The organism is Amycolatopsis tucumanensis, assembly GCF_021654135.1.
Classification (GTDB): Bacteria; Actinomycetota; Actinomycetes; order Mycobacteriales; family Pseudonocardiaceae; genus Amycolatopsis_E; species Amycolatopsis_E tucumanensis.
This window is the reverse complement of record NZ_JAKGSD010000004.1, coordinates 158,161-184,906: the sequence shown is the minus strand read 5'-3', so window position 1 is coordinate 184,906 and position 26,746 is coordinate 158,161. Positions and strand designations below refer to the sequence as shown.

Annotated in this window: 27 protein-coding genes, 3 tRNA genes and 1 pseudogene; 10 read left to right on the top strand and 21 right to left on the bottom strand. The window is 70.6% G+C overall.

Translation table 11 applies throughout. The features are described from left to right. Positions 1-538: 538 nt before the first annotated feature. Both pobA and L2C96_RS07235 read right to left on the bottom strand, forming a co-directional pair. Positions 539-1,720 (bottom strand): 4-hydroxybenzoate 3-monooxygenase, encoded by a 1,182-nt coding sequence (pobA, locus tag L2C96_RS07240; protein ID WP_020418261.1) that lies wholly within the window; start codon positions 1,718-1,720, stop codon positions 539-541. Positions 1,721-1,806: 86 nt separating this feature from the next. Then, positions 1,807-2,550: an SDR family oxidoreductase gene (locus tag L2C96_RS07235; RefSeq protein WP_237335624.1), complete on the bottom strand. Its 744-nt coding sequence runs from the start codon at positions 2,548-2,550 to the stop codon at positions 1,807-1,809. Between the two features lie 56 nt (positions 2,551-2,606). Between L2C96_RS07235 and L2C96_RS07230 the strand changes: the two genes are divergently transcribed. Continuing rightward, entirely contained in the window at positions 2,607-3,098 is a 492-nt protein-coding gene (locus L2C96_RS07230) for an RrF2 family transcriptional regulator (RefSeq protein ID WP_020418263.1), read from the top strand. A gap of 133 nt (positions 3,099-3,231) precedes the next feature. On the opposite strand, the gene L2C96_RS07225 is transcribed toward L2C96_RS07230, so the two are convergent. The 3 genes from L2C96_RS07225 to L2C96_RS07215 form a co-directional block, all read right to left on the bottom strand. Next, complete coding sequence (locus L2C96_RS07225; RefSeq protein ID WP_020418264.1) at positions 3,232-4,008, bottom strand: IclR family transcriptional regulator; 777 nt, start codon at positions 4,006-4,008, stop codon at positions 3,232-3,234. A gap of 9 nt (positions 4,009-4,017) precedes the next feature. Continuing rightward, complete coding sequence (locus L2C96_RS07220; protein WP_237335623.1) at positions 4,018-5,142, bottom strand: 5-methyltetrahydropteroyltriglutamate--homocysteine S-methyltransferase; 1,125 nt, start codon at positions 5,140-5,142, stop codon at positions 4,018-4,020. Positions 5,143-5,232: 90 nt separating this feature from the next. Continuing rightward, positions 5,233-6,393: a beta-ketoacyl synthase N-terminal-like domain-containing protein gene (locus L2C96_RS07215; RefSeq protein WP_237335622.1), complete on the bottom strand. Its 1,161-nt coding sequence runs from the start codon at positions 6,391-6,393 to the stop codon at positions 5,233-5,235. 193 nt (positions 6,394-6,586) lie between these two features. On the opposite strand from L2C96_RS07215, the gene L2C96_RS07210 reads away from it, so the two are divergent. Further along, a complete protein-coding gene (locus L2C96_RS07210; RefSeq protein ID WP_237335621.1) occupies positions 6,587-9,319 on the top strand; it encodes a sensor domain-containing protein in 2,733 nt (910 codons plus the stop codon). Here the strand turns inward: L2C96_RS07210 and L2C96_RS07205 are convergent. After that, positions 9,277-10,308, bottom strand: a complete 1,032-nt coding sequence (locus L2C96_RS07205; protein WP_237335620.1) for a GlxA family transcriptional regulator — start codon at positions 10,306-10,308, stop codon at positions 9,277-9,279. The genes L2C96_RS07210 and L2C96_RS07205 overlap by 43 nt on opposite strands. Positions 10,309-10,378: 70 nt before the next feature. Between L2C96_RS07205 and L2C96_RS07200 the strand changes: the two genes are divergently transcribed. Further along, complete coding sequence (locus tag L2C96_RS07200; protein ID WP_237335619.1) at positions 10,379-11,146, top strand: NAD(P)H-dependent oxidoreductase; 768 nt, start codon at positions 10,379-10,381, stop codon at positions 11,144-11,146. Here L2C96_RS07200 and L2C96_RS07195 read toward each other — a convergent pair. The 4 genes from L2C96_RS07195 to L2C96_RS07180 form a co-directional block, all read right to left on the bottom strand. Then, positions 11,090-12,232 (bottom strand): Cmx/CmrA family chloramphenicol efflux MFS transporter, encoded by a 1,143-nt coding sequence (locus L2C96_RS07195; protein ID WP_237335618.1) that lies wholly within the window; start codon positions 12,230-12,232, stop codon positions 11,090-11,092. The genes L2C96_RS07200 and L2C96_RS07195 overlap by 57 nt on opposite strands. A 113-nt stretch (positions 12,233-12,345) precedes the next feature. Further along, positions 12,346-13,284 (bottom strand): winged helix DNA-binding domain-containing protein, encoded by a 939-nt coding sequence (locus L2C96_RS07190; protein WP_237335617.1) that lies wholly within the window; start codon positions 13,282-13,284, stop codon positions 12,346-12,348. A gap of 9 nt (positions 13,285-13,293) precedes the next feature. After that, complete coding sequence (locus L2C96_RS07185) at positions 13,294-13,716, bottom strand: DUF6194 family protein (protein WP_237335616.1); 423 nt, start codon at positions 13,714-13,716, stop codon at positions 13,294-13,296. Between the two features lie 337 nt (positions 13,717-14,053). Beyond that, a complete protein-coding gene (locus L2C96_RS07180) occupies positions 14,054-15,052 on the bottom strand; it encodes a cation diffusion facilitator family transporter (RefSeq protein WP_237335615.1) in 999 nt (332 codons plus the stop codon). Positions 15,053-15,066: 14 nt separating this feature from the next. On the opposite strand from L2C96_RS07180, the gene L2C96_RS07175 reads away from it, so the two are divergent. Together L2C96_RS07175 and L2C96_RS07170 are read left to right on the top strand one after the other, a co-directional pair. Further along, positions 15,067-15,432 carry an ArsR/SmtB family transcription factor gene (locus tag L2C96_RS07175; RefSeq protein ID WP_051123531.1) on the top strand — a complete coding sequence of 122 codons (366 nt, stop codon included), beginning with the start codon at positions 15,067-15,069 and terminating at the stop codon, positions 15,430-15,432. 5 nt (positions 15,433-15,437) lie between these two features. Continuing rightward, a complete protein-coding gene (locus L2C96_RS07170) occupies positions 15,438-16,232 on the top strand; it encodes a class I SAM-dependent methyltransferase (RefSeq protein WP_237335614.1) in 795 nt (264 codons plus the stop codon). Here L2C96_RS07170 and L2C96_RS07165 read toward each other — a convergent pair. After that, on the bottom strand, positions 16,208-16,918 hold the full coding sequence (locus L2C96_RS07165; RefSeq protein ID WP_237335613.1) for a DUF2306 domain-containing protein: 711 nt from the start codon (positions 16,916-16,918) through the stop codon (positions 16,208-16,210). The genes L2C96_RS07170 and L2C96_RS07165 overlap by 25 nt on opposite strands. Positions 16,919-16,994: 76 nt before the next feature. On the opposite strand from L2C96_RS07165, the gene L2C96_RS07160 reads away from it, so the two are divergent. Next, positions 16,995-17,747: a TetR/AcrR family transcriptional regulator gene (locus L2C96_RS07160; RefSeq protein WP_020418277.1), complete on the top strand. Its 753-nt coding sequence runs from the start codon at positions 16,995-16,997 to the stop codon at positions 17,745-17,747. A 4-nt stretch (positions 17,748-17,751) separates the two neighbouring features. Here L2C96_RS07160 and L2C96_RS07155 read toward each other — a convergent pair whose 3' ends face one another. From L2C96_RS07155 to L2C96_RS07125, 7 genes and pseudogenes are all read right to left on the bottom strand, one after another. Beyond that, on the bottom strand, positions 17,752-18,660 hold the full coding sequence (locus L2C96_RS07155; RefSeq protein ID WP_237335612.1) for a hypothetical protein: 909 nt from the start codon (positions 18,658-18,660) through the stop codon (positions 17,752-17,754). 95 nt (positions 18,661-18,755) lie between these two features. Continuing rightward, positions 18,756-19,202, bottom strand: coding sequence for a DUF5959 family protein (locus L2C96_RS07150; protein ID WP_308191139.1), 447 nt, complete (start codon positions 19,200-19,202; stop codon positions 18,756-18,758). A gap of 111 nt (positions 19,203-19,313) precedes the next feature. After that, positions 19,314-19,387 (bottom strand) — tRNA-Phe (locus L2C96_RS07145). A gap of 30 nt (positions 19,388-19,417) precedes the next feature. After that, positions 19,418-19,491 (bottom strand) — tRNA-Asp (locus L2C96_RS07140). Positions 19,492-19,509: 18 nt separating this feature from the next. Next, positions 19,510-19,582, bottom strand: a tRNA-Glu gene (locus L2C96_RS07135). Positions 19,583-19,776: 194 nt separating this feature from the next. Next, a pseudogene (locus L2C96_RS07130) lies at positions 19,777-20,473 on the bottom strand (SCO6745 family protein). Between the two features lie 254 nt (positions 20,474-20,727). Beyond that, complete coding sequence (locus L2C96_RS07125; RefSeq protein ID WP_020418281.1) at positions 20,728-20,964, bottom strand: hypothetical protein; 237 nt, start codon at positions 20,962-20,964, stop codon at positions 20,728-20,730. A gap of 473 nt (positions 20,965-21,437) precedes the next feature. On the opposite strand from L2C96_RS07125, the gene L2C96_RS07120 reads away from it, so the two are divergent. After that, positions 21,438-21,872 (top strand): hypothetical protein, encoded by a 435-nt coding sequence (locus L2C96_RS07120; protein ID WP_020418282.1) that lies wholly within the window; start codon positions 21,438-21,440, stop codon positions 21,870-21,872. Between the two features lie 67 nt (positions 21,873-21,939). Here the strand turns inward: L2C96_RS07120 and L2C96_RS07115 are convergent, their stop codons facing one another. After that, positions 21,940-22,143, bottom strand: a complete 204-nt coding sequence (locus tag L2C96_RS07115; RefSeq protein ID WP_017985566.1) for a cold-shock protein — start codon at positions 22,141-22,143, stop codon at positions 21,940-21,942. Between the two features lie 370 nt (positions 22,144-22,513). On the opposite strand from L2C96_RS07115, the gene L2C96_RS07110 reads away from it, so the two are divergent. Continuing rightward, positions 22,514-23,716: a L,D-transpeptidase gene (locus L2C96_RS07110; RefSeq protein ID WP_237335611.1), complete on the top strand. Its 1,203-nt coding sequence runs from the start codon at positions 22,514-22,516 to the stop codon at positions 23,714-23,716. 52 nt (positions 23,717-23,768) lie between these two features. On the opposite strand, the gene L2C96_RS07105 is transcribed toward L2C96_RS07110, so the two are convergent. Next, positions 23,769-23,930: a hypothetical protein gene (locus L2C96_RS07105; RefSeq protein ID WP_237335610.1), complete on the bottom strand. Its 162-nt coding sequence runs from the start codon at positions 23,928-23,930 to the stop codon at positions 23,769-23,771. 197 nt (positions 23,931-24,127) lie between these two features. Between L2C96_RS07105 and L2C96_RS44370 the strand changes: the two genes are divergently transcribed. Beyond that, on the top strand, positions 24,128-24,250 hold the full coding sequence (locus L2C96_RS44370) for a hypothetical protein (protein ID WP_020418285.1): 123 nt from the start codon (positions 24,128-24,130) through the stop codon (positions 24,248-24,250). A gap of 52 nt (positions 24,251-24,302) precedes the next feature. On the opposite strand, the gene L2C96_RS07100 is transcribed toward L2C96_RS44370, so the two are convergent. Beyond that, the gene (locus L2C96_RS07100) at positions 24,303-25,664 is read right to left on the bottom strand and encodes an MFS transporter (protein WP_020418286.1); all 1,362 of its coding nucleotides are present in this window, start codon (positions 25,662-25,664) and stop codon (positions 24,303-24,305) included. A gap of 256 nt (positions 25,665-25,920) precedes the next feature. On the opposite strand from L2C96_RS07100, the gene L2C96_RS07095 reads away from it, so the two are divergent. Next, a complete protein-coding gene (locus L2C96_RS07095; RefSeq protein ID WP_020418287.1) occupies positions 25,921-26,406 on the top strand; it encodes a PaaI family thioesterase in 486 nt (161 codons plus the stop codon). Positions 26,407-26,746 lie beyond the last annotated feature (340 nt).

The window sequence follows — 26,746 nt, the reverse complement described above, 5'->3', positions numbered from 1 at the left end:
TAGGTTGACGGTGTTGAAGTCGTCAACCCGGGGTTGACGTTTCCGCTTGAGGCGAACTGAGATCAACCGCCTCGTCGGCGCTTCCCGTCAATTTCTCTGGCGTGGCCGGGAGCGCACCTCTGTTTCCCGGCCCAAGCCGTGCCAATCACCGCGATTCCCCGAGCAACCCGCTGACGAGCGTCTGACTGGATCGCAACCCCGGCTGCGCGGATGACGCGCAGCGCGGCTGCCGCCAGGGAGGCGTACCCGGCCGCCTTGTCAGCCCAGCGAGCATCCGAGCCCCAGTCCGAGAGCACCGCGATCTCGTTGTAGGTTCCGAAACGCGGCGCCACATAGGCGAACGGCAACCCCAGCCGCTTCGGCGAGCGCTCCCGACACAGCCCCCGACCGGCTAGGCCGAGAGCCGTGTCAGCTGAGGTGGTCCTGAACCAGGGGAGGCGTACCCGGCCGCCTCTTGAATCGTCAGCCCGGCGAGCATCCGAGCCCAGTCCGAGAGCACCGCGATTTCGACGCACGCGCGGAAAACACGTGGCGCCACCTAGGCGAACGGCAGCCCCACGTAGTTCTCCGCCACGCTGGTCGCCGCGGCGCGGGAGGACGCCGTGTACCGCAGTTGCGACAGCTGGAGCCGCCGGGTGAAGTCGTCCGCCGAGGGGTCCACGTGCAGCATCGAGGTCATGTACCAGGAGAAGTGCTCGGCCCGCCACACGCGCCGCAGGCAGGTGTCCGAATAGGACTCCGCCAGCTCGCTCCGCTTGTGCTGCAACAGCTCCACCAGCGCGCGGGACAGCACGCGCACGTCGGCGACGGCCAGGTTCATGCCCTTCGCCCCGGTCGGCGGCACGATGTGCGCCGCGTCGCCGGCGAGGAAGAGCCGTCCGTACTGCATGGGCTCGGTGACGAAGCTGCGCATCGGCGTGATGCCCTTGTCCAGGATCGGCCCCTCACGCAACACGAAGTCGTGCGCGTTCGTGGTGAGCCGGACGTCCAGCTCGGACCAGATGCGATCGTCGGACCAGTTCTCGATCTTCTCGTCGCTGGGCACCTGCAGGTAGAGCCGGGTGATCTCCGGCGAGCGCATGCTGTGCAGGGCGAACCCGCGCTCGTGGTGGGTGTAGATCAGCTCTTCGTGCGACGGCGGGGTCTGCGCGAGCACCCCCAGCCACGCGAACGGGTACTCGCGGTCGAAGGTCTTGACCTTGTCCGCGGGGATCGTCGGGCGACTGACGCCGTGGAAGCCGTCGCACCCGGCGATCACGTCGCACGCCAGTGTCTGCGCCGCGCCGTCGGAGTCCCGGTAGGTGATGCGCGGGTTGTCGGTGTCCACGTCGTGCAGTTCGACGTCGCTGACCTCGAACCGGATCGGGTAGCCCTTGGCCTCGTGCGCGGCGATCAGGTCCTTGACGATCTCCTGCTGCCCGTAGACCGTGATCGACTTGCCGGTCAGCTCGGTGAGCGCGATTCGGTGGTCCTGCCCGTCGAACCGCAGCGAAAACCCGTGGTGCGGCAGGCCTTCGGCGTCCAACCGCGTGCCGACGCCGATCTCCCGCAGCAGCTCGACCGTCGGGTGCTCGCAGACCCCGGCGCGCACCCGCTTCTCCACGTAGGCGCGGCTGCGCGTCTCGAGGACCACGGCGTCGACACCCTCGGCGTGCAGCAGGTACGACAAGAGCAGACCGGCCGGCCCGGCGCCGATGATCCCGACCTGTGTGCGCGTCACTGCGTCCTCCAAACTCCGCTGTTCCGGCACCCAGCATGCGGGTCGGCCCGGGCCGTGGGCCAGCAGGGCTTCCACTCAGTGGGAGCTCAGTGCTGCTCGGCGAGCCAGTCGTCGAACGTCGTCGGCGCGAGCCGGGCGCCCTCGCCGGGCAGCATCACCTCACCGGCCATCTCCGGCCCGAACAGGCCGGACCAGGTCGGCACGAACTTCGCCGACCGGCCGCGCGCCGCGTACGTGCGGCGCGCCATGTCGACGAGGTCCTGCGGCTCCGGGCCGGCGAGGTCGAGGCGGTCGCGGAGCGGTTCGCCGGTGGCGACCTCGGCGAGCACGGCGGCCACGTCCCCGGGGGCGATCGGCTGCACCAGCAGCGGCGCGATCGTCACGACCCCGTCCTGCTCGCCCCAGCCCGCGGCCATCTCGGCGAAGTCGTGGAACTGGGCGGCGCGGACGATCGACCACGGCACCGCACCGGCGGCGACCAGGCCCTCTTGCTCGCGCTTGCCCGCGTAGTGCGCGTTGCCCTCGACGCGGTCGACGCCGAGGATCGACAGCAGGACGTGGTGCCGCACGCCGGCGCGTTCCTCGGCGGCGAGCAGGTTGCGCGTGGCGTTCCCGAAGTAGGCCACCGTTTCGTCTCTGCTCATCGGTGGCGCGCTGAGGGCGTCGACGACCGCGTCGACGCCGGTCAGGGCGTCGTCCAGGCCCGCGCCGGTGGCGAGGTCGACCCCGAGCGAGCGGCTGATCCGCACGACCTCGTGCCCGTCCCGCTCGAGCGCGGCCACGGTGCGGCTGCCGATGTTGCCGGTGGCTCCGGCGACTGCGATTCGCATTGCTTCCTCCTATTGTGGATTTCTCGGGTCCATAATATCGGAGATACACTGTGGTTGTGAAGCTGCCATCGAGCACCGAGTGGGTTCTGCACTGCGCCACCTCGCTGGCGCAGCTCGAGCCGGGGTCCACCGCGTCGACGGCGCAGCTCGCGGAGTACTTCGACCTGCCGGCGCCCTACCTCGCCAAGCAGCTGAAGGCGCTGGTCCGGGCCGGTGTGCTGACGGCGACGACCGGCCCCCGCGGCGGCTTCCGGTTGGCCAGGCCCGCGTCGGAGATCACACTGCTGGAGATCGTCGAGGCGGTCGATGGGGCGTCCGCGCCGTACGAGTGCCGGGAGATCCGGCAGCGGGGCAGGGGCGCGCTGCCGCCCGAGGACTGCCGGGACACGTGCGTGCTGGCCGCGAAGATGGCGGAGGCCCACGAGGCCTGGCGGGCCAGCCTGGCGGCGCAGTCCCTCGGCGACATCGTGGCCGGGCTGCCGGAGTGGGCGCCCGAACGCACGCGCCGCCTGCTGACCGGCATCACCCCGGCGCGGCGGATCAGCTGAGGCCTGGCTCAGCTGGGCCGAGGTGCCCCGGACGCGCCCAGCCCCCGAGATCCCCTCGGCTCAACTGGGGGCGTCGCAGCGTCCACCGCTCGCTGGCGCCGGCATCACACCAGCCCGCAAAACCCAACCCCCCTCAGCTGGGCTGCCGCAAGGCGCGCGGTGCCCCCAAGGTCCGCGAAATCCCCCGCGCCGCCGCCCGCACGGCCGGCACCATCGATCTCGGATCCGGCCCGGCGGCCGGGATGACGATCGAGATCGCCGCCACCACCGCGTCGTCCGCCCCGTACACCGGCGCCGCCACGGACAGGGACACCATCTCCACCTGCCGGTCGCTGATCACGTACCCGTCGCGCCGCACGTCGGCCAGTACCCGGCGCAGCTCGTCGGCCCCGGTGATCGTCTTGGGCGTGTACCGGCGCAGCGGCGCGGCCAGCACCTGTTCCTGCACGTCGGACGGCGCGTGCGCGAGCAGCACCAGCCCGACGCCGGTCGCGTGCGCCGCCAGCCGCCCGCCGGGGCGGGACACGATGCTCACCGCGTTACGCCCGGAGATCCGCTCCACGTACACGACGTCCGGCACGTCGAGCACCGCGAGCTGCACGTTCTCGTGCGTGGCCTCGTACAGGTCCTCCAGGAACGGCATCGCCGCGTCACGCAGCACCGGCCCGCGCGGGGACAGCGACGCGACCTCCCACAGCCACAGCCCGACCCGGTACTGCCCGTCGTCCTGCCGCTCCAGCGCCCCGCGCCGCGCCAGCTCACCGACCAGCCGGTGGGTGGTCGACAACGGCAGCCCGGTCCGGCGGCTCAGCTCGGACAGCGTCATCGCCGGACGTTCGGGGGTGAACGCGGCCAGCACGTCCAGCACGCGGTCGACGACCGAGGGCGCCTGCGCCGATGTGTGCCGCATCAGCCCAGGTTAACGGCCCCACACGAGCTCGGCGGTTTCGACGATCCGCTCCAGCTTCGCCTTCTGCTCGTCCTGGGTGAGGTCGTTGCCCTCCTCCGTCGAGGAGAACCCGCACTGCCCGGACAGGCACAGCTGGTCCAGGTCGACGTAGCGCGCCGCCTCGTCGATGCGCCGCCGCAGCGAGTCGACCGACTCCAGCTCGCCGCGCTTGGTGGTGACCAGGCCGAGCACAACGTACTTGCCCTTCGGCACGAACCGCAGCGGCTCGAACCCGCCGGAGCGCTCGTCGTCGAACTCCAGGAAGTAGCCGTCCACCTCCAGCTCGTTGAACAGCGCGTCGGCGACGAAGTCGTACCCGCCGGAGGCCACCCACGAGGAGCGGAAGTTGCCGCGGCACAGGTGGGTGGTGACGGTCAGCCCCTCCGGGCGGCCGGACAGCGCGGCGTTCATCGTCTTGATGTTGCGCACGTGCTGCTTGTCCGGGTCGCCGCCCATCTCCGCGACGAGCTGCCGCTGCGCCGGGTCGTTGAGGTAGGCGAGGCTGGTGTCGTCGAGCTGCAGGTAGGTGCAGCCCAGCTCGGCCATCCCGGCGACCTCCTTGGCGTACGCGTCGGCCAGATCGCGGTAGAACTCCTCCAGGTCGGGGTAGACCTGCTCGGAGACGGCGCGGCGACCGCCCCGGTAGTAGATCATGCTGGGCGACGGGATGGTCTGCTTCGGCGTCTGGGTGTCGTCCACAATGGACTTGAGGAACGCGAAGTGGTCACCGAAGATCGTGCCGGACAGCCCGACCTTGCCGTCCACCTTCAGCCCGGCCGGGCTGAACTCGATGTCCCCGGCCGCGTTGTGGAACTTGACGTGCAGCTTCTCGTCGCTGCGGGAGATCCCGTCGAGGGCGTAGATGAAGTCCATGTGCCAGGAGGCGCGGCGGAATTCGCCGTCGGTGGCCGAGCGCAGCCCGACCTCGCGCTGCATCGCGACGACGTCGCGGATGGCGCTGTCCTCCACGGCCTTCAGGTCGCCGGCGCCGATGGCGCCCTTGGCGAAGTCCTCGCGGGCCCGGTGGAGTTCGGCGGGCCGCAGCAGGCTGCCCACGTGATCGGCGCGGAACGGCGGTGTCGTGCGCACAGTCATGCCCCGATCTTCGGACAGCGCACCACCGCGCACAAGCCCGCCTTCCGCCCCGCGGCAACCCCCTTGCGAGCCGCGGGGCGGAGGCCGCGATCAGGCCGGCGGGCCGAGCACGACGACCGAGTTGTGGCCGCCCATGCCGAGCGACGACTTCACGGTCAGGCCGTCACCGATCGGCACCCGGCCGGTGAGCAGCTGCGGGTGCCCCTTGGCCACCGCGGGCGGCGCCGGGACGTAGCCGCGGTCGTACCCGAGCGCGGCGACCGACACCTCCACCGCCGAAGCCGCGCCCTGGCAGTGCCCGACGAGCGGCTTGACCGAGTACACCCCGGTCGACGACCCGAACTCCTCTTCGAGGATGGTCGCCTCGGCGGTGTCGCACTGCTTGGTCCCCGGCCCGTGCGCGTTGAGGTAGCGCACCGCCGCGGCGGGCACCCCGGCGTTGGCCAGCGCGTCCCGGAAGCAGCCGCGGACCTGGCCGAGGTCCGGGTCGACCGAGGTCACGTGGTACCCGTCGTGCGTCATCGCGCCGCCGAGGGCGACCGCGTACGGCCGGCTCGCGTTCCGCGACAGCACGAACGCGACGGACGCCTCGCCCATCAGGAACCCGCGGCTGCCCTCCTGGAACGGACGGCACGCCTCGAGCGGCTCGGTGTCGGTCACGGCCACCCCGAGCCGCACGAAGTGCAGGACGTTCTCCGGCGTCGCGGAGATGTCGGTGGCGACGAACACCACGTCGTCCACGATGCCGGCGTCCAGCCAGGCCTTGGCGGTGAGCAGCCCGGCGTTGCCGGAGGCGCACATCGCCGAGACGTTCATCGCCGGGCCGTGGAACCCGTACTCCTGCATGAAGGTGGACATCGGCGTGGACGGCATCAGCCCGAGGTACTCACGGGGCCGCAGGTCACGGCCCCGGTCGAGGTAGAACTCCCGCCAGAGGTCCACCTCGCCGAGCACCACCGCGTGCAGGAGTCCGACGCGCTTCCCGGGCTGCCAGCCGCGCTCCCCCGCGTCGGCGATCGCCTCCCTGGCCGCAGCCCGCATCGCCCGCGCGAACCGGCTCGGTCCGTCCATCGGGTTACCGCCGTCGGTCACCTTCGCCACCCAGCCGGGTTCGTCCGGGTGGGCGCCGTACCCGGCTTCCAGCCCGGCCGCGGGCTTGCCGGACGTCAGGCCGTCCCACAGCTGCTCGCGGCCCCAGCCGTAGCCGGTGACCGCTCCGATTCCGCAGATTGCCATTTGCCGCGAGTCCATCGCACTCGCCCCTCCTTCGTCATTGCCTCTACGATCCGTCCCGAGGAACGGACTCGTTCCAAGCCAACGTCGAGCAGCCGGAAGGGCATAACCGAGCGCAGTCCGCTGCCGGAGATTGGTGCACAAGGACCACGGTGAAGCGGCCGAATGGTGTAATCGGACAGCAGAAGATGCTCGGCGGATCGGACGGAAGATGGAGCCAAACGCCAACCCCGGGGAAGGCGTGGCCGGCCTGTCCGTCGATCATGAACAGGTGATCGACCTGGCCCTGTCCGCCGATCGCGCCGTGATCTGGTCCTTCGGCTTCGCCGACGACGTCCTCACCTGGCGGCCCGGCCTCGACCGCCTGCTCGCGCTGCCCGGCGCGCCCGACGCGGAGATCCGCGCGCGGCTCGCCGAGCTGGTCGAGCCGCTGATGCTGGCCGCCCGCACCGCGCCGGTGTGGCACGACCTGGAGCTGGAGCAGCCCTACGAGACGCCGGCGGGCGACTCGCGGTGGATCCGGTTCCGCGCCCGCACGTTCGACGGCGGGCTGTTCGGCATCGCCACGGACGTCACCGACCGGCACGAGGACCGCCGTGAGCTGGCCGACCTCGCCGACCGCTACCGGCTGCTGGTCGAGCTGAGCCCGGACGGCATCGTCGTGCACCAGTACGGCGTGCTGACCTACGCCAACCCCGCCGCGGTCCGGTTCGTCGGGGCCATCACCGCGTCCGAGCTGATCGGGCGGCCGATCACCGACTTCGTGGATCCGCCGTCGGTGCCGTCGATGCTGCGCCGGATCGCCGGGCTGAGCGAGCCGGGTGCCACGTCCGAGCCGGCGGAGGCGGTGCTGACCAGGCTGGACGGCGAGCGGATCACCGTGGAGTCGGTGTCGGTGCGCACGACCTGGGAGGGCAAGCCGGCCTTCCAGGTGATCATGCGCGACGTCAGCGCGCAGAAGGCCGCCGAGGCCGCGTTGCGCTACCAGGCCGCGCTCGTCCAGCACGTCAGCGACGCGCTGATCGCGACCGACGCGCGGGGCCGCGTGACCAGCTGGAACCCGGCGGCCGAGAACATCTACGGCTGGCGCGCGGCCGACGCGCTGGGCCAGGAGGTCGGCCGGCTGGTGGGCGCGCCGCTCGACCCGGCCGACGTGCTCGCCCACGGCGGCGTCGCGCAGACGACCCACCGCGCCGCGGACGGCTCCGCGCTGGCGGTGCGGGTGTCGGCGGCCGAGATGGACGACGGCTACGTGCTGGTGTGCGCGGACGAGACCGCCCGCCGCCGCGCGGAACGCCAGTTCAGCACGGTCGTCGCGGCCCTGGACGAGGGTGTGCTGGTGATCGGCCCGAACGGCCGGGTGATGTCGGCGAACCCGGCGGCCGAGCACATCCTCGGCGCCACCGAGGCGGAGCTGATGGCCACGCCGCCGGACAACTGGCCGCTCTACGACGAGGACGGGCGGCGGCTCGACCCGTCGGAGTACCCGTCCGCGCAGCTGCGCCGCGGCGGCGAGCCGCAGCAGGGCCGGGTGATGCGGGCCAAGCGCGCGGACGGCCGGATCGTGTGGCTGTCGGTGTCCTGCCGGGCGATGAACCCGGAGGACATGGCCTCCTCGGCGTTCGTGCTGTCGTTCAGCGACATCACCGAGCGCAAGGCGATCGGCGAGCGGCTCGCGCACGACGCCACGCACGACCCGCTGACCGGGCTGGCCAACCGCACGCTCGTGCTGCAGCGGCTCAACGCGGCCCTGCACGAGGAGGGTTACGGCGCCACCGCGGTGCTGTTCATCGACCTGGACAAGTTCAAGGTCATCAACGACTCGCTCGGTCACACGATCGGCGACCGGGTGCTGCAGATCGCCGGCGAGCGGCTGCGGCACGCGGTGCGCGCCGGGGACGTGGTGGGGCGGCTCGGCGGGGACGAGTTCGTGGTGATCGCGTTCGGCGTGCACGACGAGTCCGGGGTGCGGGCGCTGACCAACCACATCCGGGACGCGGTGACCACCCCGATCTCGGTCGACGGGCGCCGCCTGCACGTCGACGCGAGCATCGGGATCGTGCTGACCGGCCCCGGCGACCAGCGTGAGGCCGACGAGCTGCTGCGCGACGCGGACGTCGCGATGTACCACGCGAAGACGCTGGGCCGCGGCCGCTACGAGTTCTTCGACGTCGAGCTGCGGATGCGGATGCAGCGACGCCTGCGGCTGGAGCAGGACCTGCGCGACGCGGTCCGGCACGGCCGCCTGTGGGCCGCCTACCAGCCGGTCGTCGACCTGCGCACCGACGAGATGGTCGCGGTCGAGGGCCTGCTGCGCTGGACGCACCCGGTGCACGGGCCGATCTCGCCAGCGGAGTTCATCCCGCTGGCCGAGGAGAGCGACCTGATCAACCTGCTCGGCTCGCACATGCTGCGGGAGACCACCCGGGAGGTGGCGTCGCGGCGGGCGCGGGGCGCGAAGGTCGGGCTGAAGATCAACCTGTCCACCCGGCAGCTCGACGACCCGGCGCTGGTGCTGGCCGTGGAGGAGGCGCTGGCGGTGACCGGGCTGCCCGCGGACGCGCTGTGCCTGGAGATCACCGAGAGCGCGCTGATGCGGGATTCCACGGTCACCAGCAAGACGCTGGCCGCGCTGCGCGAGCTCGGGGTGTGCCTGGCGATCGACGACTTCGGCACCGGTTACTCGTCGCTGGCGCAGCTGCAGCGGCTGACGCTGGACACGTTGAAGATCGACCGGTCCTTCATCACCGGGCTGGGCGAGTCCGGGGACGCCGAGGTGATCGTCACGAGCATCATCGCGATGGCCCACGCCGTGCACCTGACCGTCGTCGCGGAGGGCGTGGAGAACGCCAAGCAGCTGGAGATCCTCAAGCGGCTCGGCTGCGACCAGGCCCAGGGCTACTACCTGGGCCGGCCGCTCCCGGCCGCCGAGCTGTGGTCCTGATCGTCGGCGCGGCTGCCGCGGAAGGTGTAGCGGTAGCCGCTCGGTGAGACGCCCAGCGCGGCCTGCAGGTGCTGGCGCAGCGAACCGGCGCTGCCGAACCCGGCGTCCTCGGCGACCCGGTCGATCGGCAGATCGGTCTCCTCCAGCAGCTGGCGGGCGCGTTCGACGCGTTGCTGCGTGAGCCACTGGCCGGGCGAGAGGCCGACCTCCTCGCGGAAGCGGCGGGTGAAGGTGCGCACGCTCATCGACTCCCGCGCGGCGAGCTGCCGCAGCGTCAGCGGCCGGTGCAGGTTCTCCAGCGCCCACGCCCGCGCCGCGCCGGTCGAGGACACCGTCGGCTGCGGCACCGGCCGGGGGATGTACTGGGCCTGGCCGCCCTCGCGGTGGGGCGCGACGATCGTGCCGCGCGCGACCTCGTTGGCCACCGCGGCGCCGTGGTCGCGGCGGATCATGTGCAGGCACAGGTCGATGCCGGACGCGACGCCGGCCGAGGTCAGGACGTTGCCGGACTCGGTGTAGAGGACGTTCGGGTCGACCTGCACGCGCGGGTAGAGGGTGCGCAGGTCGTCGGCGGACTGCCAGTGCGTGGTGGCGGGGCGGCCGTCGAGCAGCCCGGCCGCGGCGAGGACGAACGCGCCGCTGCAGATGGACGCGATGCGGGTGCCCGGCTCGATCGCCGCGAAGGCGTCGGCGAGCGGGCCCTGCAGCGGACCGCCGGGCTGCGGGCCGTAGTCCTCGTCGGAGGAGGACACGATGACCGTGTCGGCCTCGGCCAGCGCGTCCAGGCCGTGCTCGACGTTGACCGTGAAGTCGGCGTCGGTGCGCACCACGCCGGGGTGGAGGGTGCAGGTGAGCACCTCGTACAGCGGTTCGTCACCAGCCCTGGCCTGCCCGAACAGCCGGTGCACGATCCCGACCTCGATCGGCAGCAGACCGTCCCGGACCAGCACGGCCACCCGGTGCCTGTCGTCGTTCGCGAAAACCGTCATGGCCCGATCCTGACACATGCTGACCATCGGGCCACTCGTCGCAGGCGCGGTGACGGCGGAGCCTGGTGGCATGAACGTGTTGTGGATCTTTGCCCACCCGGAGGGACGCTCGCTCAACGCCGCGCTGCGTGACGAGGGGCTGAAGGCGCTGGACGAGTTCGGCCACTCCTACCGGGTGTCGGACCTGTACGCGATGAAGTGGAACCCGGTGGTCGACTACGGCGACTTCGAGCACGACCCGGCCGAGCGGATGCTGGTCGCCTCGGCCTCGCAGGAGGCGTACGAGTCCGGCCGCCTGCCCGCGGACATCCGCGCGGAGCAGGAAAAGCTCGACTGGGCGGACGCGATCGTGGTGCAGTTCCCGATGTGGTGGTACGGGTTGCCGGCGATCCTCAAGGGCTGGTTCGACCGGGTCTTCGTGAAGGGCCTCGGCTACGGGATCGCCGCCGAGGACGGCACGGTGCTGCGTTACGGCGACGGCAAGCTCACCGGCAAGCGTGCGATGGTGGTGACGACGATCGGCGCGCGGCCGTCCAGCATCGGACCGCGGGGTGTCCACGGTGAACTGAACGACCTGCTGTTCCCCTTGCACCACGGCACATTCTGGTACACCGGCATCGCGCCGCTGCCGCCGTTCGCCGTGCTGAGCGCCGACCGCCTCGACGACGCCGGGTTCGACGCGGCGGTAGCCGGATTGCGGGATCGGCTCCGCACCCTGGAGAGCGCGGAGCCGATCCCGTTCCGCCACCAGAACCGCGGCGACTACGACGAGGACCTGGTGCTACGCGCCGACCTCGCGCCTGGCCGGTCGGACCTGGCCGTACACCTGCGCGACTGATGCGACCATGAGCAGCGCGCTGACCACGACCGGCGAGCGGAACCCGAGACCCGCGTCGAGCGCGAGCCCGCCCAGTGCCGGGCCGAGCGTGTTGCCGACGTTGAACGCGGCCGTGGTGAAGCCGCCGGCCAGCGCGTTGCCCGGGGCCTGGTAGAACACGCGCGCGGTCAGCGCCGGCGCCAGCCCGAACGCCAGCATCCCTTGCAGGAACACGAGAACGAGCGTGACGACCGGGCTGGACGCGCTCACCGCGAGCGCGGCCCAGCCGACGGTCAGCGCTGCCGTGCCGGTCAGCAGGACCGTGCGCGGCCGGGCGTCGGCGACGCGGCCGCCGAACACGATGCCGACGCACGCGCCGACGCCGAACAACACGAGCGTCGCGGGCACCCACGCCTCGGACAGCCCGGCCACCTCGGTGATCAGGGGCGCGAGGTAGGTGAACGTGCAGAAGGTCGCGCCCTGGACGAGGGCGTTCGTGGCGTAGGTGAGCAGCAGTGGACGGCGCAGCAGCGGACGGACGGCGGTCGCCTCGGTGTCCGGTTTGGACACCGGGATGGTGCGCACCACCGCGATCGTCGCCGCGACGGCGAGCGCGGCCACGGCCCAGAACGCGGAGCGCCAGCCCCAGGCCTGGCCGAGCACGGCGCCGCCGGGCACGCCCGCGACGCAGGCGAGCGTGACCCCGCCCATCACCACCGACATCGCCCGGCCCTTGGCGTCCGGCGCGACCAGCGCGACGGCGACCGTGGTGGCCAGCGCCCAGAACCCGGCGTTGGCCAGCGCCGCCACGATCCGCGTGACGAGCAGGACGGCGTAGCTGGAGGTGAGCGCGCCGAGCACGTGCGCGGCGGCGAACACGACGAGGAACGCGGTGACCGCCCGGCGTTGCGGCCAGCGGCGGGCGAGGATGGCGAGCAGCGGCGCGCCGACGATCATCCCGACCGCGAACGCCGAGGTCAGGTAGCCTGCGGCGGCGATCGAGACGTCCAGGTCCGCGGCGATGTCCGGGACCAGCCCGGACAGCATGAATTCCGAGGTGCTCTGGGCGAAGACGGCGAGCCCGAGCAGGTAGACGGCAAAGGGCATGACAAAGCTCCCGAGTCGGAGAAAACAGGGTCAGCGGGTGATCCGCCGGCCTCTGTCCGACTCGGGGCTGTTCACGCCCGGCAGCATAGCTGGCGCCGGTCGCGGTGATCGACTCATTTTCCGTCGAACCGGCGCACGTCCTCGATTTCCGCGGTCAGGTCCGGCAGGTCTTCGAAGGGCTGGACGTCGACGCGGCCGCCCGCGCGGGTCCAGGTGCCCGCGACGCGGCCGTCGACGAGGACGGCTGCCTTGACGATGCCGCCGCCGGGGTGCACGAGCCTGCGGTGTTCCGGGGCGACGGCGTGGTCCCGGGTGCGCCAGCCGAGGAGGTACTCGTCGAAGGCCGGAATGAGGCGGACTGTGGTGCCCGCTTCTTCGACGTCTACTGTGGACTCGCGCCAGTGGGGTTTCAGCCTGGTGACGGGGATTCCGGACCAGGCGGCGAGGTCGGCGGGCTCGGCCGGTTCGTGCGCGGCCAGGTAGCGGGCGACGAGCTGGCCGAGGGCGGTGTCGCCGGGTTCGGTCGGCAGGGGTGTGCCCAGCCAGTCGGCGGCGTGGACGTAGGTGGGCTTGCCGGCGCGTTCCGGCCCGAGCACGACGAGCCCGCGCGCGGCGGCGAGCACCGCCAGGTGGACCGTCGCCTGCCCCTCGGTCCCGGTCCGCTCACCGAGTTCGGCCTTGGTGAGCGGGCCGCGGCCGTCGAGAGCCTTGGCAGCGCGTGAGGCGTCGGGGTTGTCGACGCCGAGTTCCTTGAGCCGCCGGAGCGAGTTGACCGGATTCGGTTTCACCAGCGGGTACAGCCAGGGCAGGTCGTCGCGGGCGATCAGGTGCAGGGTGCCGCGCGGGCCCCAGCAGCGGACGAGCGTGGCGTCCCGGCGGGCTTCGTCGAGTTCGGCGGCGGTCAGGCCGGGCACCCGGGCCCGCAGCGCCAGCGGGAAGGCGGTCGGTTCCTGGGCCTGCACGGCGAGGAGGTGGCGCACGGCGCCGACGAGCGTCGGTGTTTTCGACCGGTCCAAGAGCTGGGCCGCCACCCGCCGGCGCCGTACGTCCATGCGGGCAGGCTACCTACGCCGGCGTTCCGCGTTGTCGAACTTGCGGACCGCGAACTCGTAGGCCTCGTCGAGGAGTTTCCGGGCCTGCGGCCAGGTTTCGTCCGGGTTGATCACGCAGACCCAGTGCTGCCCGCCGTACAGCGGGTGCGGGAACAGGACGTCCAGGGCGGTGACGTCGTAGTCCCCGTCCGGCACGACTTCCTTGAAGCGGTCGCGGGTGAGCCCGATGTTGAGGCGGAAGACCCCGGGCCGGTCCAGGTTCGAGGTGTCGTCGTACGGGTTGTCCGAGGTCACGATGGTCGCCCAGGGCATCTGACGCTGCGGCGGCAGGTCCCCGCGGGGGTCGTAGATGGCGAAGACGTCCCCGTTCGCCTCGACGATCCGGGAGCCTTGGAAAGTGGCCAGTTCCTGTCGAATGTGCTCGATATCCACTGCGCCAAGGAAGCACAATACAGACGATCAATGTGCGGAACAAGTGATGAGCATCACAGCAATTGGATGTCCTGTGCCGCAGAAAGCCACCGCGCCCCCTGATGCAGCCCTTCAGGCGCGCCCGTCCCGCAGTGCCAACACCCGCCCGCGAACCAGCCTGCCTAAAGGAAAACCACTCGCCCCACTACCACGGCCCCACCGGCAGACCGGCCCGCCGCAAACCACGGCCAGGCTTCCCGCCGCGCGATGCCAACACCCGCACGCAACCCGCCCCCCTAAAGAAAAACCACCTCGCCCCCGCTACCGAACCCCCGAGGCGCCCGCAACACCCCCTCCACTACCCGGGCCCCACCAGCTCGTGCGCCCCCTCCGCGCCCAGCGCCGGCTCCGTGTGCACCACCGCCGCCGTCATTCGCGGCACTCGTTGCGTCAGCCGGTGCTCCACCTGGTGCGCGAGGTGGTGCGCCGCGGTCACGGTCAGCGCCGGGTCGACCGCCACCGCCAGCTCGGCGCGCAGGCTGTGCCCGATCCACCGCACCCGCACGTCCCGCGCCGCGCGCACCCCGTCGACGGACCGCGCGGTCTGCTCGACCAGGTCGACGGTCGCCGGATCGACCGCGTCCATCAGCCGCCGGAACACCTCCTTCGCGGCGTCGCGCAGCACCAGCAGGATCGCGGCGGTGATCACGAGCCCGATGATCGGGTCGGCCATCGGGAACCCGAGCGCGACGCCGAGCGCGCCGAGCACCACCGCGAGCGAGGTGAACCCGTCCGTCCGCGCGTGCAACCCGTCCGCGACCAGCGCCGCGGAGCCGATCTGCCTGCCGACCGTGATGCGCCACCGCGCGACCAGCTCGTTGCCGAGGAACCCGATCACGCCCGCCGCGGCCACCACCCACAGCCCGGTGACCGGCCGCGGCTCGATCAGCCGCCGGACCGCCTCGTACCCGGCGAGCGCCGCCGACCCCGCGATGATCAGCACGACGACCACCCCGGCGAGGTCCTCGGCCCGGCCCAGCCCATAGGTGAACCGGCGGCTCGCGGCGCGGCGGCCGAGCGCGAAGGCGATGCCGACCGGGACCGCGGTGAGCGCGTCGGCGAAGTTGTGGATGGTGTCGCCCAGCAGCGCGACCGAGCCGGTGAACAACACGACGACCAGCTGCGCGGCCGCGGTGACGAACAACGCCAGGAACGACCAGACGAGCGTGCGCATCCCGCGCCTGCTGGTCTCCAGCGCGCTGTCCAACCGGTCGGCGCTGTCGTGGCTGTGCGGCGTGACGAGGTGCCGCAGCCGCCGCGCTCGGTGGCCGTGTCCGTGTCCGTGCGAGGTCCCCATGGCAATATGCAAGCATGCGCGCGCATGACGACACAACTGATGCCGCCCGGCTGCGGGTGGCGGCGGAGGTGCTGGGCCACCTGGCCGACCCGACGCGGCTGCACCTGTTGCGGCTGTTGTCGGTCGAGCAGGACGTGTCCAGCCTGGTCGCGCAGGTGCCGGCGTCCCGGTCGTCGGTGTCGCAGCACCTCGGCAGGCTGCGGCTGGCCGGCTTGGTGCGGGCGCGCCGGGAGGGCCGCCGGATGCTCTACCGCATCACGAGCGACCACCTGGCCGATCTGGTCGCCGAGGCGCTCGGGTACGCCGACCACGCCGTGCTCGGAATCCCGCACCACATTGCCGAAGGGACTCCTCCCAAACGGGTGAATCCGGCAGGATGACCGATATGTCCGAAAGAAGACGCCGCGCGGTCTCGCTCGCGCTGGCCGCGTGGCACCGCGGGCTCGCGACCATCGGCCTGACGCAGTCCGAACGCCGCATCGCCGCCGACGCGCAGTCCTTCTGGTCCGACCGGTCCGACGTGGACTGGAAGGACAACTCGCACTGGGCGGACGCCCCGGTGTTCGGCGAGAAGGTGCCGTGGGAGGAGATCGGCAGGCGGCACCTGGACATGTTCCGCCGCGGCGCGCGGATGGCCGGTTTCGACCGCCCGTGGGACAGGGTCCTCGAGTGGGGCTGCGGCGGCGGCGCGAACGCGGTGCACTTCGCGCCGCACGCGAAGGAGTTCGTCGGCGTCGACATCTCGACGGACAGCCTGCTGGAGTGCGAAAAGCAGGTGAAGGCGGTGTGCGACACCCCGTTCCGCGGGGTCGCCGTCGACGTCCCGGCACCGGAAGCGGCGCTGCGGGAGATCCCCGGGCCGTGCGACGTGTTCCTGTGCCTCTACGTCTTCGAGGTGCTGCCGACCCCCGAGTACGGCGAACGCATCCTGCGGCTCGCGCACCGCGTGCTCGCCCCCGGCGGCCTCGCCCTGATCCAGATCAAGTACGACGAGGGCCGCTGGCTGACCAGGCCGCGCCGCCGCTCGTACCGGACGGGCCCGTCGCAGATGACGACCTACGCGATCCCGGAGTTCTGGAAGCTGGCCGCCAGGGTGGGTTTCCGGCCGGAGGCGATCGAACTGGTGCCGGAGAACGAACTGGACGAGCGCTACGCCTACTTCTTCCTGACCAGGCCCTGACCGCGGCGTTCCAGCAGCAGGTCCGTGACCACCCACAGGACGAAGGGGCTGAGCCACACCCCGATGCTCGCGGCGCTGTAGGTCATCAGCTCCGCGCTGCCGCGGAAGGTCGTGTCCACCTGGGGCGTCAGGATGATCGTGGCGACGATGTTGACGACCCGGCTGAGCACGATCGACATCGCCAGCGCGAAACTGCGCGCCATCCACCTGCGGTGATCGCCGAAACGGCGCCGACGGGCCATCCGCCACCCGACGGCCGTGACGACCAGCCACAGCGCCGAACCGACGAGGTTCGCCACGCGGACAGAGGGCCCGGCCGCGGTGTGCCACCCGATGTACAGCCCGAGCAGCCCGGCCGGCAGCACCCCCGCGAAGACGTAGACCCGCCCGGTGATGCGGTGCCCGCGCGGGTGTTTCGCGCGGAACGCGGGCCAGATCTGGAAGCACGCCGTGGCCATGGCGACGGCGCCGAACAGGACGTGCCCGACGAGCAGCGGGTAGTAGAGGTCGTTGCCCGGCGGCGGTTCCAGACGGGACCGGGCGGGGTCGAAGGTCAGGTAGGGCGGCACCGAGAAGGCCAGGAACGCCACCGCCACGAGAGCCAGCGGGACCATCCAAGGGCTGCGCCGCCAGGCCCGTTGCCGGCTGGGCGGCTTGGTGCGGGGTGCGTTCGTCGTCGAGGTCATGGTCTGCTCCTCCGATTCCAAAACTATGTACACCATACATATAAACGTATGAGGTACATAGTTTTAGAATGACGCGGTGGCGGACGACAGCAAGGCGACCAACCTCCAGCGCAGCCTCACGTTGCTGTGGTCCGGGCGATCGCGTGGCCGGCGCGGGCCGCGAGCGCGGCTGACCGTGGAGCGGATCGCGCAGGCCGCGGTCCGGATCGCGGACGCGGACGGCCTGGAGGCGCTGTCGATGCAGCGCATCGCGGCCGAGCTGGGCTATTCGACGATGTCGATCTACAACCACATCCCGGGCAAGGACCTGCTGCTCGAGGTGGTCGCCGATGTGGCGGCCGGGAAGCCGCCGGAGCTCGACGACACGGACGACTTCCGGCAGGCCGTGCGGCAGTGGGTGGCCGCGCTGTGGGCGGGGTTCCAGGCGCGGCCGTGGCTCCTGCTCGTGCCGCTCGACCACGCGCCGATGGGCCCGCACCAGCTCGCGTGGCTGGACCGTCTGCTGCGGCCCCTGTTGAAGGCGGGGCTGGTCGGCGGCCAGGCCCGCGCGGCGGCGCTGCACCTGACCGCGGTGGTGCGCGGCGTCGCCCAGATCAGCCTCGGTATGAGCGGCGCCGGCAAGACCGAGGACGGTTTTCCGCGCAGTGAAGCCGAACTCACGCAGGTGCTCGGCGAGCTGATCAACCCGGCGGACTACCCGGCGCTGGCCGCCGTGCAGGCTGCCGAGTCCGCTGAGGACCTCGGGGACGGCGAGGCGCTGCCGGCCGCGCTCGAGTTCGGGGTGGACCGGTTCCTGGACGGGATCGAAGCCTGGGTGGCGGCCCGCTGACCGGTCAGACTGTCGCGTCGGCGGGCACTCGCCCGGTCGGGCGCTCGGCGATGATCTCCATGTTTCCGGAGCCGTCGATCAGGAGGACGGTCGGCACCAGGTCGCCGCTCGTGTCGGGCGAGGTCCGCACCCAGTCCGTGATCTCCTCCACCCAGCCGGAACTCGCGCCGGCGACGTAGATGTGGTCCGGACTGACCAGCCCGACGATCAGCCTGTCTTCACCGACGTGGTGGGCGACGTTGTCGTGGAACTGGCCGAGCACGATCGCCGAGGCCGCGCACAGGTTGTCGTCGCCGCGCTCCACGCTGACCAGGCGCCCCTTCGCCTCGTCGTCGTGCACGCCGAAGCGGAGCCCGCGCGCGAGGTTGCCGCACGCTTCGTCGAGCAGTTCCTGGAGCTCGTCCCCGGTCATCGCCTCGAAGCGGTTCTTGAGCAGGTGGGACATGCCGATCCGGCCCGCGGGGGTGATCGTCGTCTTGGCGAAGCCGAGGTACAGGCGGCCGTCGACGAGCGGGAGGGAGGCGTAGAGCTTCAGCGGGCCGTCGTAGGTGTGGAGGATGGGCAGCCACTCGCCGTCCCGTTCCGCCTGGACGAAGCTGTCCTGACCGGCGCGGGCCGCGGCTGCGGCTTCGAGGGCGGTGTCCCAGTCGTCGCCGTCGGGCCGGTCGAAGTCGTGGGTGCGTTCGGCGCGGGGGAACGTGCCGGCCAGGAAGACGCGATCCACGCGGGAGGGTTGCCAGGTGCTGTGGATGCGGGTGACCTCGCTCGCCTGGACGTCGCGCTGTTCCTGCACCTGGCGCCAAGCCTGACGGACGGCGTCCTCGGCCCGCGCCGGGGCGGCCCCGTGGAGCAGGTCGTCATCCCTGCCGTTGACCTGGAAGACGACGAGGTTGACATCCACGGGCGAGTCCATAGCGCCCCCACTCTAGGCGGCGCCGCTGACGCTCCGTAGCCACGCGAAGGGCCCCGAACGCAGCGCCGCGGGCTTGCGGTACGGGAGAACTACGGTCAGCGCCATTCGTACACACCGGGCGAGGCCTCCACGACCTCACTCGGCCACGCCTCCCGCACCGCCCGCAGCCGCGCCCGGTGGTCGTCGATCCACCCGTCGGCAACGGACAGCTCGAGAGTCACGGAGACACCGGAGGCGGGCTCATCGACCACGGTCACCCGGACAAGGCTCCCGGACTCCCGCCCGGACAGGTGGATTTCGGGCGAGCGGCCGCCGTCCAGCCATCGAACGCCCCCACCGACCGCCAGCGCGTCCAGGGCGTGCTCCCAGTCCTGGAGGTCCGCGGGCGCGAGCACGAGATCGAGCTTGCCGCTGACGAACTCGGTCGCCACAACCACCTCGGCGGCGAGGTGATCGTGAAATTGAAGGGCCCCCGCCCCGAAGCGACCAAGCACTCGCACCAGGACACCGTTGAGTTCGTCCCCAAGGCGAACCAGCTCCACAGCACCCTCCGGTCAAGACGCGGCCATCGGCGGTGAACCAAGATCACCACCGGCCGGTGGCGCAGACATGAAAAAACCGCCCCGACCTGCATCGGAGCGGTTCATCGACCGTGGCCAGGGCCGGGGTCGAACCGGCGACCTTCCGCTTTTCAGGCGGACGCTCGTACCAACTGAGCTACCTGGCCGGAAACGCCGGCTGAAGCCAGACGCTACTGCGACCCTGACGGGACTCGAACCCGCGACCTTCGCCGTGACAGGGCGACGCGCTAACCAACTGCGCCACAGGGCCATATGCATTTGTCATGCGTACTCCCAACGGGATTCGAACCCGCGTTGCCGCCTTGAAAGGGCGGAGTCCTAGGCCGCTAGACGATGGGAGCCCGGCCGGTTCGGGTGACCGACCGACCGCGCTCTCAGGTCTCCCTGGGAGCGATTACAAGCATAGGGCACTCCACGAGCCCCCTTCCACCGGGTATCCCTTAACGGTAAAAACCGTGCCTGAGCTGCGGAAACACGAGAGCCGAACCCCCGGCAACCCAGCCCGGGCAGCAGCCAGCCGCCAACGTGTCCCCGGTCACTCTTCGCGACCGAGGTCAGCCAGGGAGCGCACCAAGGCATCCCGCTCGCCCTCGGACAGCACCTCCAGCAGCTCGCCCATCCGCTCATCCGTCAGCGACTCCGCTCGCCGCCAGCGGGCTTCCAGGTCCGGGCGCCGCCGGGCGCGGGCGCCGCCGGGCGCGGGCGATCAGCTCGTCGGCCGCCTCCGGGGACCACGCCGTCCGCAACAGGCGCGCCCGGCCGCCCTCCGGGTCCGCCACCACCGCCTCCGGCACCGTCAGCCCCACCGCCCGCAGCGCCGCGAAGTGCAGCCCGCCGCGGTACTCGCGCAGCACCATCAACCCGTGGCCGATCCGAGCGACCGGATCATCCGGCCACGAGACCTCCTGCCAGCCCGCGAACAACGCCAGCCCGCTCGCGTCCGCGGCCGCCACCAAGCTGGGCAGCAACTCGCCGAGCGCCGACTCCCACAGGTGCGCCTTCGACCACCGGTACAGCGCCTCGGTGTACGCCGAGACCGCCGCGGTCGAACCCAAAACCTCGGCTGCGGAGGGCAAAACAAGATCCACCACCCAGCGCGGGAAGATCCCGAACAGCTCGGCGACCACGGACGGTGACGGGTCGCCGAGCACGGCGGACCGGCCGCGGAAGTACAACGCCCGCCGCCCGAGCCCCACCTCGCGCTCGACCTCGGCCAGCTCCGGCGACGTCATGAACGCGCCCCCGTACTTCTGCACCACAGGACGGATCTCCCGCGCGATCTCCACCGCCACGACCGGCTCCTCTCGGCTGGTAACAGTGTTATGTTACCTGCAGCGAAGAACCATGGCGGCAATTTCACCGACAGCGAAGCAACTGGGTGGAAATTGTTTGCCCCGAGCGGAGCAACGCCGGTATCTTTCCGGACCTGGGGCCGGTCAGGGGTGCGACCAGGGGGTGCACCCCTGACCGGGAAGCACCGGGAACATCACCGCTGGACCGGGTTCACGCCTTCCTCGTCCGGCACCAGGCCGAGCATGTCCAGCAACTGGGCGCAGTCCTGCGCGTCGATCGCGCCGGCGGCCACCGCCAACCTCGCACGTCGCACCTGGTCGTCCGACACACGTGGCGCGTCGGCCTGCCCGGAACGCTGCGTGGGGACCCCGGCCGGATCGCCGCCTTCGTATCGAAGGAGGAACTGCCGAACTTCCACAGACCCGCTCATAGCTCCTCCCGAAAGGACTGTCACGCCAACAACTTCGCCGCGAGGCTAGCGAGCGGGACGTCGGCCACGCAGCCCCCCGCAGAGTGAACCTGTGAACACGCAACGTTCCCGTTCCGCGTCCGCGCAGATGAACCGCAGGCGACGGTGCGATGACGGGTTGGGGCAATTTTTCCCGTCCAGCACTCGCGTCATCGGGCCGCATCATGTAACAATCGACTTGCTGACACACCCCCGGTCAGCGCCTGTGGAGATCCCCTCCGGCCCCCGCGTTCCTCCCCCTGGCGCGGGGGCCCCTCCATTTCCAGGGCACATTCCGGCCCGCATTTCCGGCCTGCGTGAATGGCTCGCGGTCAGCCCGGGATTGCGACATGTGGGCGTACGTCCCACCCGAACGGCCCAGGAGATCGGGAAGAACCCGTGTGTCGTGCACCACAATGAGGGTCGTCCCGAGACCTAACCGTTATCGTGGCCGGGTGCCTCTTCCCTCTCTCGGACGCCGGAACAACACCCGGACCAACCTGAAGCCGGTCAACCCGGGCAAGCACCGGAACTCGGCGGACAAGGAATCGCAGGGCGCCGTCGAGGACCACGAGCTCACCAGCTACCTCGCCGCGCTCGCGCCGGAAACCGGCCCGGAAAGCACCGGGACCGGCAAGCGCTTCGGCGAGGCGCAGGTCTACCAGCTGCGCATGAACCTGGTCGCGAGCTCCCAGCTCAAGGACATCGCCGCCGAGCGCGGCACCTCGCCGCAGGCGCTGGCCCGCGAATGGGTGCTCGAGCGCCTCGCCTGGGAGGCGCAGGCCGCCTCGCAGGAGCGCCGCCAGTTCGCCGACCACACCGGTGTCGCCGACACCGACCAGCACCACTTCGACCAGAACTGGGACCGGCCGCGCGCCGGCCGCGTCTGACCGCAGACATAAAAACCGTCCCCGGCGGAGGACCGCCGGGGACGGGACGTTCATGGACAGGTGAGCGTCAGATGACGCGCACCTTCTGGGCCTGCGGCCCCTTCTGCCCCTGGCCGATCTCGAACTCCACGCGCTGGTTCTCTTCGAGGGTGCGGAACCCGCGGCCCTCGATCTCCGAGTAGTGCACGAAGACATCGCCCTCGCCGCCGTCCTGGGCGATGAAGCCGAAGCCCTTCTCGGCGTTGAACCACTTCACAGTGCCTTGCGCCACCGCTGTTGCTCCTCGTCAATAACTCGGGCCGCCCGGACGGTTCCGACGGGGTGAGCGACGAGCGCGTGCGGCTCCCGGCTCGCGTCGAAAGTTCCGCGAGTGTGTAGCCACGACCACGCAAAACAACGGCCTGCGCGGAAGCCTACCCGGATGTGAGCGATTTCGGACCCCATTGATTCCGTCACTGGGATGGCGTAGTGCGGTCACCCGGTCACTGTCGGACCCACTCGATAGGCTGATCAACTAGCGGCCGACCGTGGCGTTCCGGCATCGAGGGTCCCTCGATAGTGAGGCGAGTCACACTCCTCAGCGTCAACGATCACCTACGGACGCGCGTCTGTCTGGCGACAGGGGAGAAGGGGCTTCAGAGGTGACAGGACTTCACAAGCGGCGCAAGCCGCTGGCGCTGATCGGGCTCGGTCTGGCCGCGCTGCTGGCGCTGAGTGCGTGCAGCGGCGGCGATTCGCCGGGCACGACCGGGACCGGGCAGACCACGTCCGCCGACGCGCAGCAGACCTCGGCGGGGCCGGCCAAGCTCGCCGTGCAGCCCGCGGACGGCGCCAAGGACGTGGCGCCCGCGGACTCCGCGCAGGTTACGGTCACGGACGGTGAGCTGCAGTCGGTCACGCTCACCAACCCGGAGGGCAAGCAGGTCGCGGGCCAGCTCGGCGCCGACAAGCGCAGCTGGACCATCACCGAACCGCTCGGCTACGGCAAGAAGTACACGTGGTCGGGCACCGCGCTGGGCAGCGACGGCAAGCAGGTCGCCATCGGCGGCTCGTTCACCACCGTCAGCCCGCGCAAGCAGCTGTCCGCCAGCCTGAACGTCGGCGACAACCAGACCTACGGCATCGCGATGCCGATCGCGCTGACCTTCAGCTCCAAGGTCGCCGACAAGGCCGCCGTCGAGCGCGCGCTGACCGTCGAGACCACGCCGAAGACCGAGGGCTCGTGGGCCTGGGTCTCCGACACCAGCGTGCACTGGCGGCCGAAGGAGTACTGGCAGCCGAACACGCAGGTCAAGGTCGCCGCGAACATCTACGGCGTGAAGATCGGCGACGGGACCTACGGCAAGCAGGACGTCACGGCCGCGTTCTCGATAGGCCGCTCGCAGATCGTCAAGGGCGACACCAGGACCCACCGGATGCAGGTCATCCGCGACGGCGTGCAGATCGCCGACTACCCGGTGAGCTACGGCCTGGACTCCGACCCCGGCCGCGTCACGCACAGCGGCATCCACGTGGTGATGTCGAAGCACGCGACCTACTCGATGAGCAACCCACGGTACGACTACTACGACGTGAACGTGCCGTGGGCGGTGCGGATCTCCAACAACGGCGAGTTCATCCACGGACTGGCGTCGTCGATGTGGGCGCAGGGCAAGCAGAACGTCTCGCACGGCTGCCTGAACCTGTCGCCGGCGCGGGCGAAGGAGTACTACGACGGCGCGTTGGTCGGCGACCCGGTCGAGATCACCGGCAGCACCCAGACGCTGTCCGCGAAGGACGGCGACTACTCGGACTGGACCTACTCCTGGGCGGACTGGACGAAGCTGTCCGCCCTCGCGGGCTGATCTGTCAAGGCGTGAAGGCCACTCCCGCCACGGGGGTGGCCTTCACTGTTGTCTAGAGCGCGTGGCCGTCCAGGGCGGGCGGCGGCGCGGGCACCGAAGGGACCTCGCCCGGTTCCGGGGCATCGAGCAGCGGCGGCACCACGACCATCTGCTGCGTCATGTCGTCCAGCAGCCGCGCCGCTTCGCCCACTCCGGGCCGACGTTGCTCGCCCATCCCGCAGCCGCCTCCTCTGGGATTCCGGTTTTGCCACGGTTCATTCTGCCGTGGGCGAGATCACCCCTCAATGGGGGTCTGTCGGAGAAATACTCACCAACTTCGCGGCGATGAGTAACACGGGGAACATCCCCCGACCACACCCCTGTAACACGGCGCGGTGACAGCCGCGCCCGAACACTCACGAGGAGGAAGCAATGGTGTTCGCTGCTCTGCTGGTGGAAGCCGGCTTGGCGGTTGCGGTGGCATCGGCTCTCACCACCTACGCACGGCGGCACTTCGCTCCTCGTGCCGAAGCCCCCGCCGAGGTCACCGAGTGAGCGAGGGCCGGGCCCCATCGGGGACCCGGCCCTCTTCCGTTCCGGTGTGGCGTCAGTTCGCGGCGGTCTTGGCCGCCGGCGGCGCGGTCACACCCTCTTCGTTGATGTGGTCCATCGGGACCCGCGCCGTCTCCGGGATCTTGAAGATCGGGAACAGCGCGATCGCCGCGGCGATCATCAGGTAGTAAGCCGGCCAGTCCTGGTTGCCGGTGCCGTGGATCAGCGCGGTCACGACCACACCGCAGGTGCCACCGAAGATGGACGTCGAGACGTTGTAGCCGATCGCGAAGGCGCCGTAGCGCACGCGGGTCGGGAACATCGCCGGGAAGGTCGACCCGATCACCGCCAGCATCAGCACCAGCAGCAGCGCCACGATCAGGAATCCGAGGAACAGCAGCACCGTGCTGCCGCTCTGCATGAGCTTGATCGACGGGTAACTCAGCACGAGGAAACCGATCGCCGCGGTGATCAGCATGGGTTTTCGCCCGACCCGGTCGGACAGCGCGCCGATCGGCGCGATCAACGCGATCTGGATCAGCTCCACGATGATGATGATCACCGTCGCCGTGTTGTCGCTGATCTTCAGCGTGTCCGTGAAGTACGTGGGCATCGTCGTCAGCAACATGTAGTCGGCGATGTTGAGCAGCAGCACGATCCCGATCAGGTTCATGATCATGCGCCAGTTGCGCGTCAGGGTCTCCTTCAGCGGCGCCTTCTCCGCCTTCTCGCCCGCGGCCTCCAGCCGCCGGAACTCCGGCGTGTCCTCGAGCTTGTTCCGCAGGTACAGACCGATGATGCCGAGCGGGAGCGCCACCCAGAACGGAATCCGCCACGCCCAGCTGTCCACCTGGTCCGCGGTGAACGACAACGTCACCGTCAGCACGACCAGGTTGCCCAGCACGTAGCCGGCCAGCGTGCCCATCTCCAGGAAGCTGCCCCAGAACCCGCGCTTGCGCGTCGGGGCGTACTCGGCGATGAACGTCGCCGCCCCGCCGTACTCGCCGCCGGTCGAGAAGCCCTGGATCAACCGGAGCAGCAGGACCAGGATGGGGGCGCCGATCCCGATCGCGTACTCGCCCGAGTACGTCGGCAGACAGCCGACGAGGAACGTGCAGCCGGACATCAACAGGATCGTGATCGCCAGCACGCGCTGCCGCCCGATCTTGTCCCCCAGAGGGCCGAAGAACGCTCCGCCGAACGGCCTAACCACGAACCCGATCGCCACCAGCGCCAGCGATTTCAGAATCGCGTTCCCCTCGCCGGGAAAGAACACGGTGCCGATGCTGGCGGCAATCGCACCCGAGGTGAACACCCCGTAGTCGTACCACTCTGTTGCGTTACCCATGGCCGACGCGATGACGGCTCGTCTGACCGTCTTCTCGTCGACCTCGGGTGCCTGCGCTGTGTTCGTCATGTTCGCCCCGACCTCCTCAAACTGTTTCGTGCCAGCGCGGTCAAGGTTGCGACCTTAGTGCCATCGGGTAGTGATTTTCTCTCCTGTCGTGGTTTTTGTCTCTTCGAAGCCGGGGTAGCCCGTCGTTTTCGGGGTAGAACCGGTTACCGTGTCCGATGTGAGCGACAAGCGCCGACCTGCGAATCCGTGGCCTCCGGTCCAGACCGAACAGCCGGAGATCCACCCCAAGGCGCCCGGGCCGGGCACGAAACTCGAGATGCACTACGCCGAGTGCTTCGGGTGCGGTGAGGTCGACAACGGTCTGCACATGCACTCCACCGTCGGTGACGCCGGAGTCGTGTACTCGCAGTTCCCGGTGACGAGCGCGCACCAGGGCGCGCCGGGGCTCGCCCACGGCGGCCTGCTGGCGTGCGCCTTCGACGAAGCGCTCGGCTCGACGGTCGGCAATCTGCTGCGCCGCCCCGCGGTGACCGGCAAGCTGGAAACCGACTTCCTGCGGCCGGTTCCGGTCGGTACGACGCTGTTCATCGCCGCGCGCGTGGACGGCGTGGCCGGCCGCAAGATCTACGCCAGCGCCGACGGGCACCTCGACTCCGCCGACGGCCCGGTGGCCGTGCGCGCGCGGGGACTGTTCGTCCAGGTGGGACTGGAACACTTCACGACGCACGGGGATCCCGAGGCGTTGCAGAAGTTCTCCCAGGCGCGGACCGAACGCCGCGAGGACTGGGACATCAACCCCTGACGCTCAATCCGTGCCCCCTCGACCAGCACGGCGCGGCGAACCGCAAACACGCGGACCCACCAGGGTGTTTGCCGCTGCGGGCGGCGAGTTGGACGCCCTGGGTAGCAGGTTAGCCGCCCCGGCGGGAAGTTCCCCGCCCCGGCGGTGAGTTGCCGTTCCCGGCGGCAAGTTCCCCGCCCCGGCGGGAAGTTCCCCGCCCCGGCGGTGAGTTGCCGTTCCCGGCGGCAAGTTCCCCGCCCCGGCGGCGAGTTGCCGTTCCCAGCGGCAAGTTCCCCGCCCCGGCGGCGAGTTGCCGTTCCCAGCGGCAAGTCTGCCGTTGCGACGGCGAGTTGCCGTTCCC

Coding starts and splice junctions, on each gene's coding strand:
- L2C96_RS07215 (WP_237335622.1), bottom strand. CDS start 6,393: ATGGACTCGCGGCAAATGGCAATCTGCGGAATCGGAGCGGTCACCGGC.
- L2C96_RS07100 (WP_020418286.1), bottom strand. CDS start 25,664: ATGACGAACACAGCGCAGGCACCCGAGGTCGACGAGAAGACGGTCAGA.
- L2C96_RS07175 (WP_051123531.1), top strand. CDS start 15,067: ATGCGCGCGCATGACGACACAACTGATGCCGCCCGGCTGCGGGTGGCG.
- L2C96_RS07205 (WP_237335620.1), bottom strand. CDS start 10,308: ATGACGGTTTTCGCGAACGACGACAGGCACCGGGTGGCCGTGCTGGTC.
- L2C96_RS07105 (WP_237335610.1), bottom strand. CDS start 23,930: ATGGGCGAGCAACGTCGGCCCGGAGTGGGCGAAGCGGCGCGGCTGCTG.
- L2C96_RS07095 (WP_020418287.1), top strand. CDS start 25,921: ATGCACTACGCCGAGTGCTTCGGGTGCGGTGAGGTCGACAACGGTCTG.
- L2C96_RS07155 (WP_237335612.1), bottom strand. CDS start 18,660: ATGGACTCGCCCGTGGATGTCAACCTCGTCGTCTTCCAGGTCAACGGC.
- L2C96_RS07210 (WP_237335621.1), top strand. CDS start 6,587: ATGGAGCCAAACGCCAACCCCGGGGAAGGCGTGGCCGGCCTGTCCGTC.
- L2C96_RS44370 (WP_020418285.1), top strand. CDS start 24,128: ATGGTGTTCGCTGCTCTGCTGGTGGAAGCCGGCTTGGCGGTTGCGGTG.
- L2C96_RS07220 (WP_237335623.1), bottom strand. CDS start 5,142: ATGACTGTGCGCACGACACCGCCGTTCCGCGCCGATCACGTGGGCAGC.
- L2C96_RS07165 (WP_237335613.1), bottom strand. CDS start 16,918: ATGACCTCGACGACGAACGCACCCCGCACCAAGCCGCCCAGCCGGCAA.
- L2C96_RS07125 (WP_020418281.1), bottom strand. CDS start 20,964: ATGAGCGGGTCTGTGGAAGTTCGGCAGTTCCTCCTTCGATACGAAGGC.
- L2C96_RS07195 (WP_237335618.1), bottom strand. CDS start 12,232: ATGCCCTTTGCCGTCTACCTGCTCGGGCTCGCCGTCTTCGCCCAGAGC.
- L2C96_RS07235 (WP_237335624.1), bottom strand. CDS start 2,550: ATGCGAATCGCAGTCGCCGGAGCCACCGGCAACATCGGCAGCCGCACC.
- L2C96_RS07190 (WP_237335617.1), bottom strand. CDS start 13,284: ATGGACGTACGGCGCCGGCGGGTGGCGGCCCAGCTCTTGGACCGGTCG.
- L2C96_RS07180 (WP_237335615.1), bottom strand. CDS start 15,052: ATGGGGACCTCGCACGGACACGGACACGGCCACCGAGCGCGGCGGCTG.
- L2C96_RS07170 (WP_237335614.1), top strand. CDS start 15,438: ATGTCCGAAAGAAGACGCCGCGCGGTCTCGCTCGCGCTGGCCGCGTGG.
- L2C96_RS07225 (WP_020418264.1), bottom strand. CDS start 4,008: ATGCGGCACACATCGGCGCAGGCGCCCTCGGTCGTCGACCGCGTGCTG.
- L2C96_RS07200 (WP_237335619.1), top strand. CDS start 10,379: ATGAACGTGTTGTGGATCTTTGCCCACCCGGAGGGACGCTCGCTCAAC.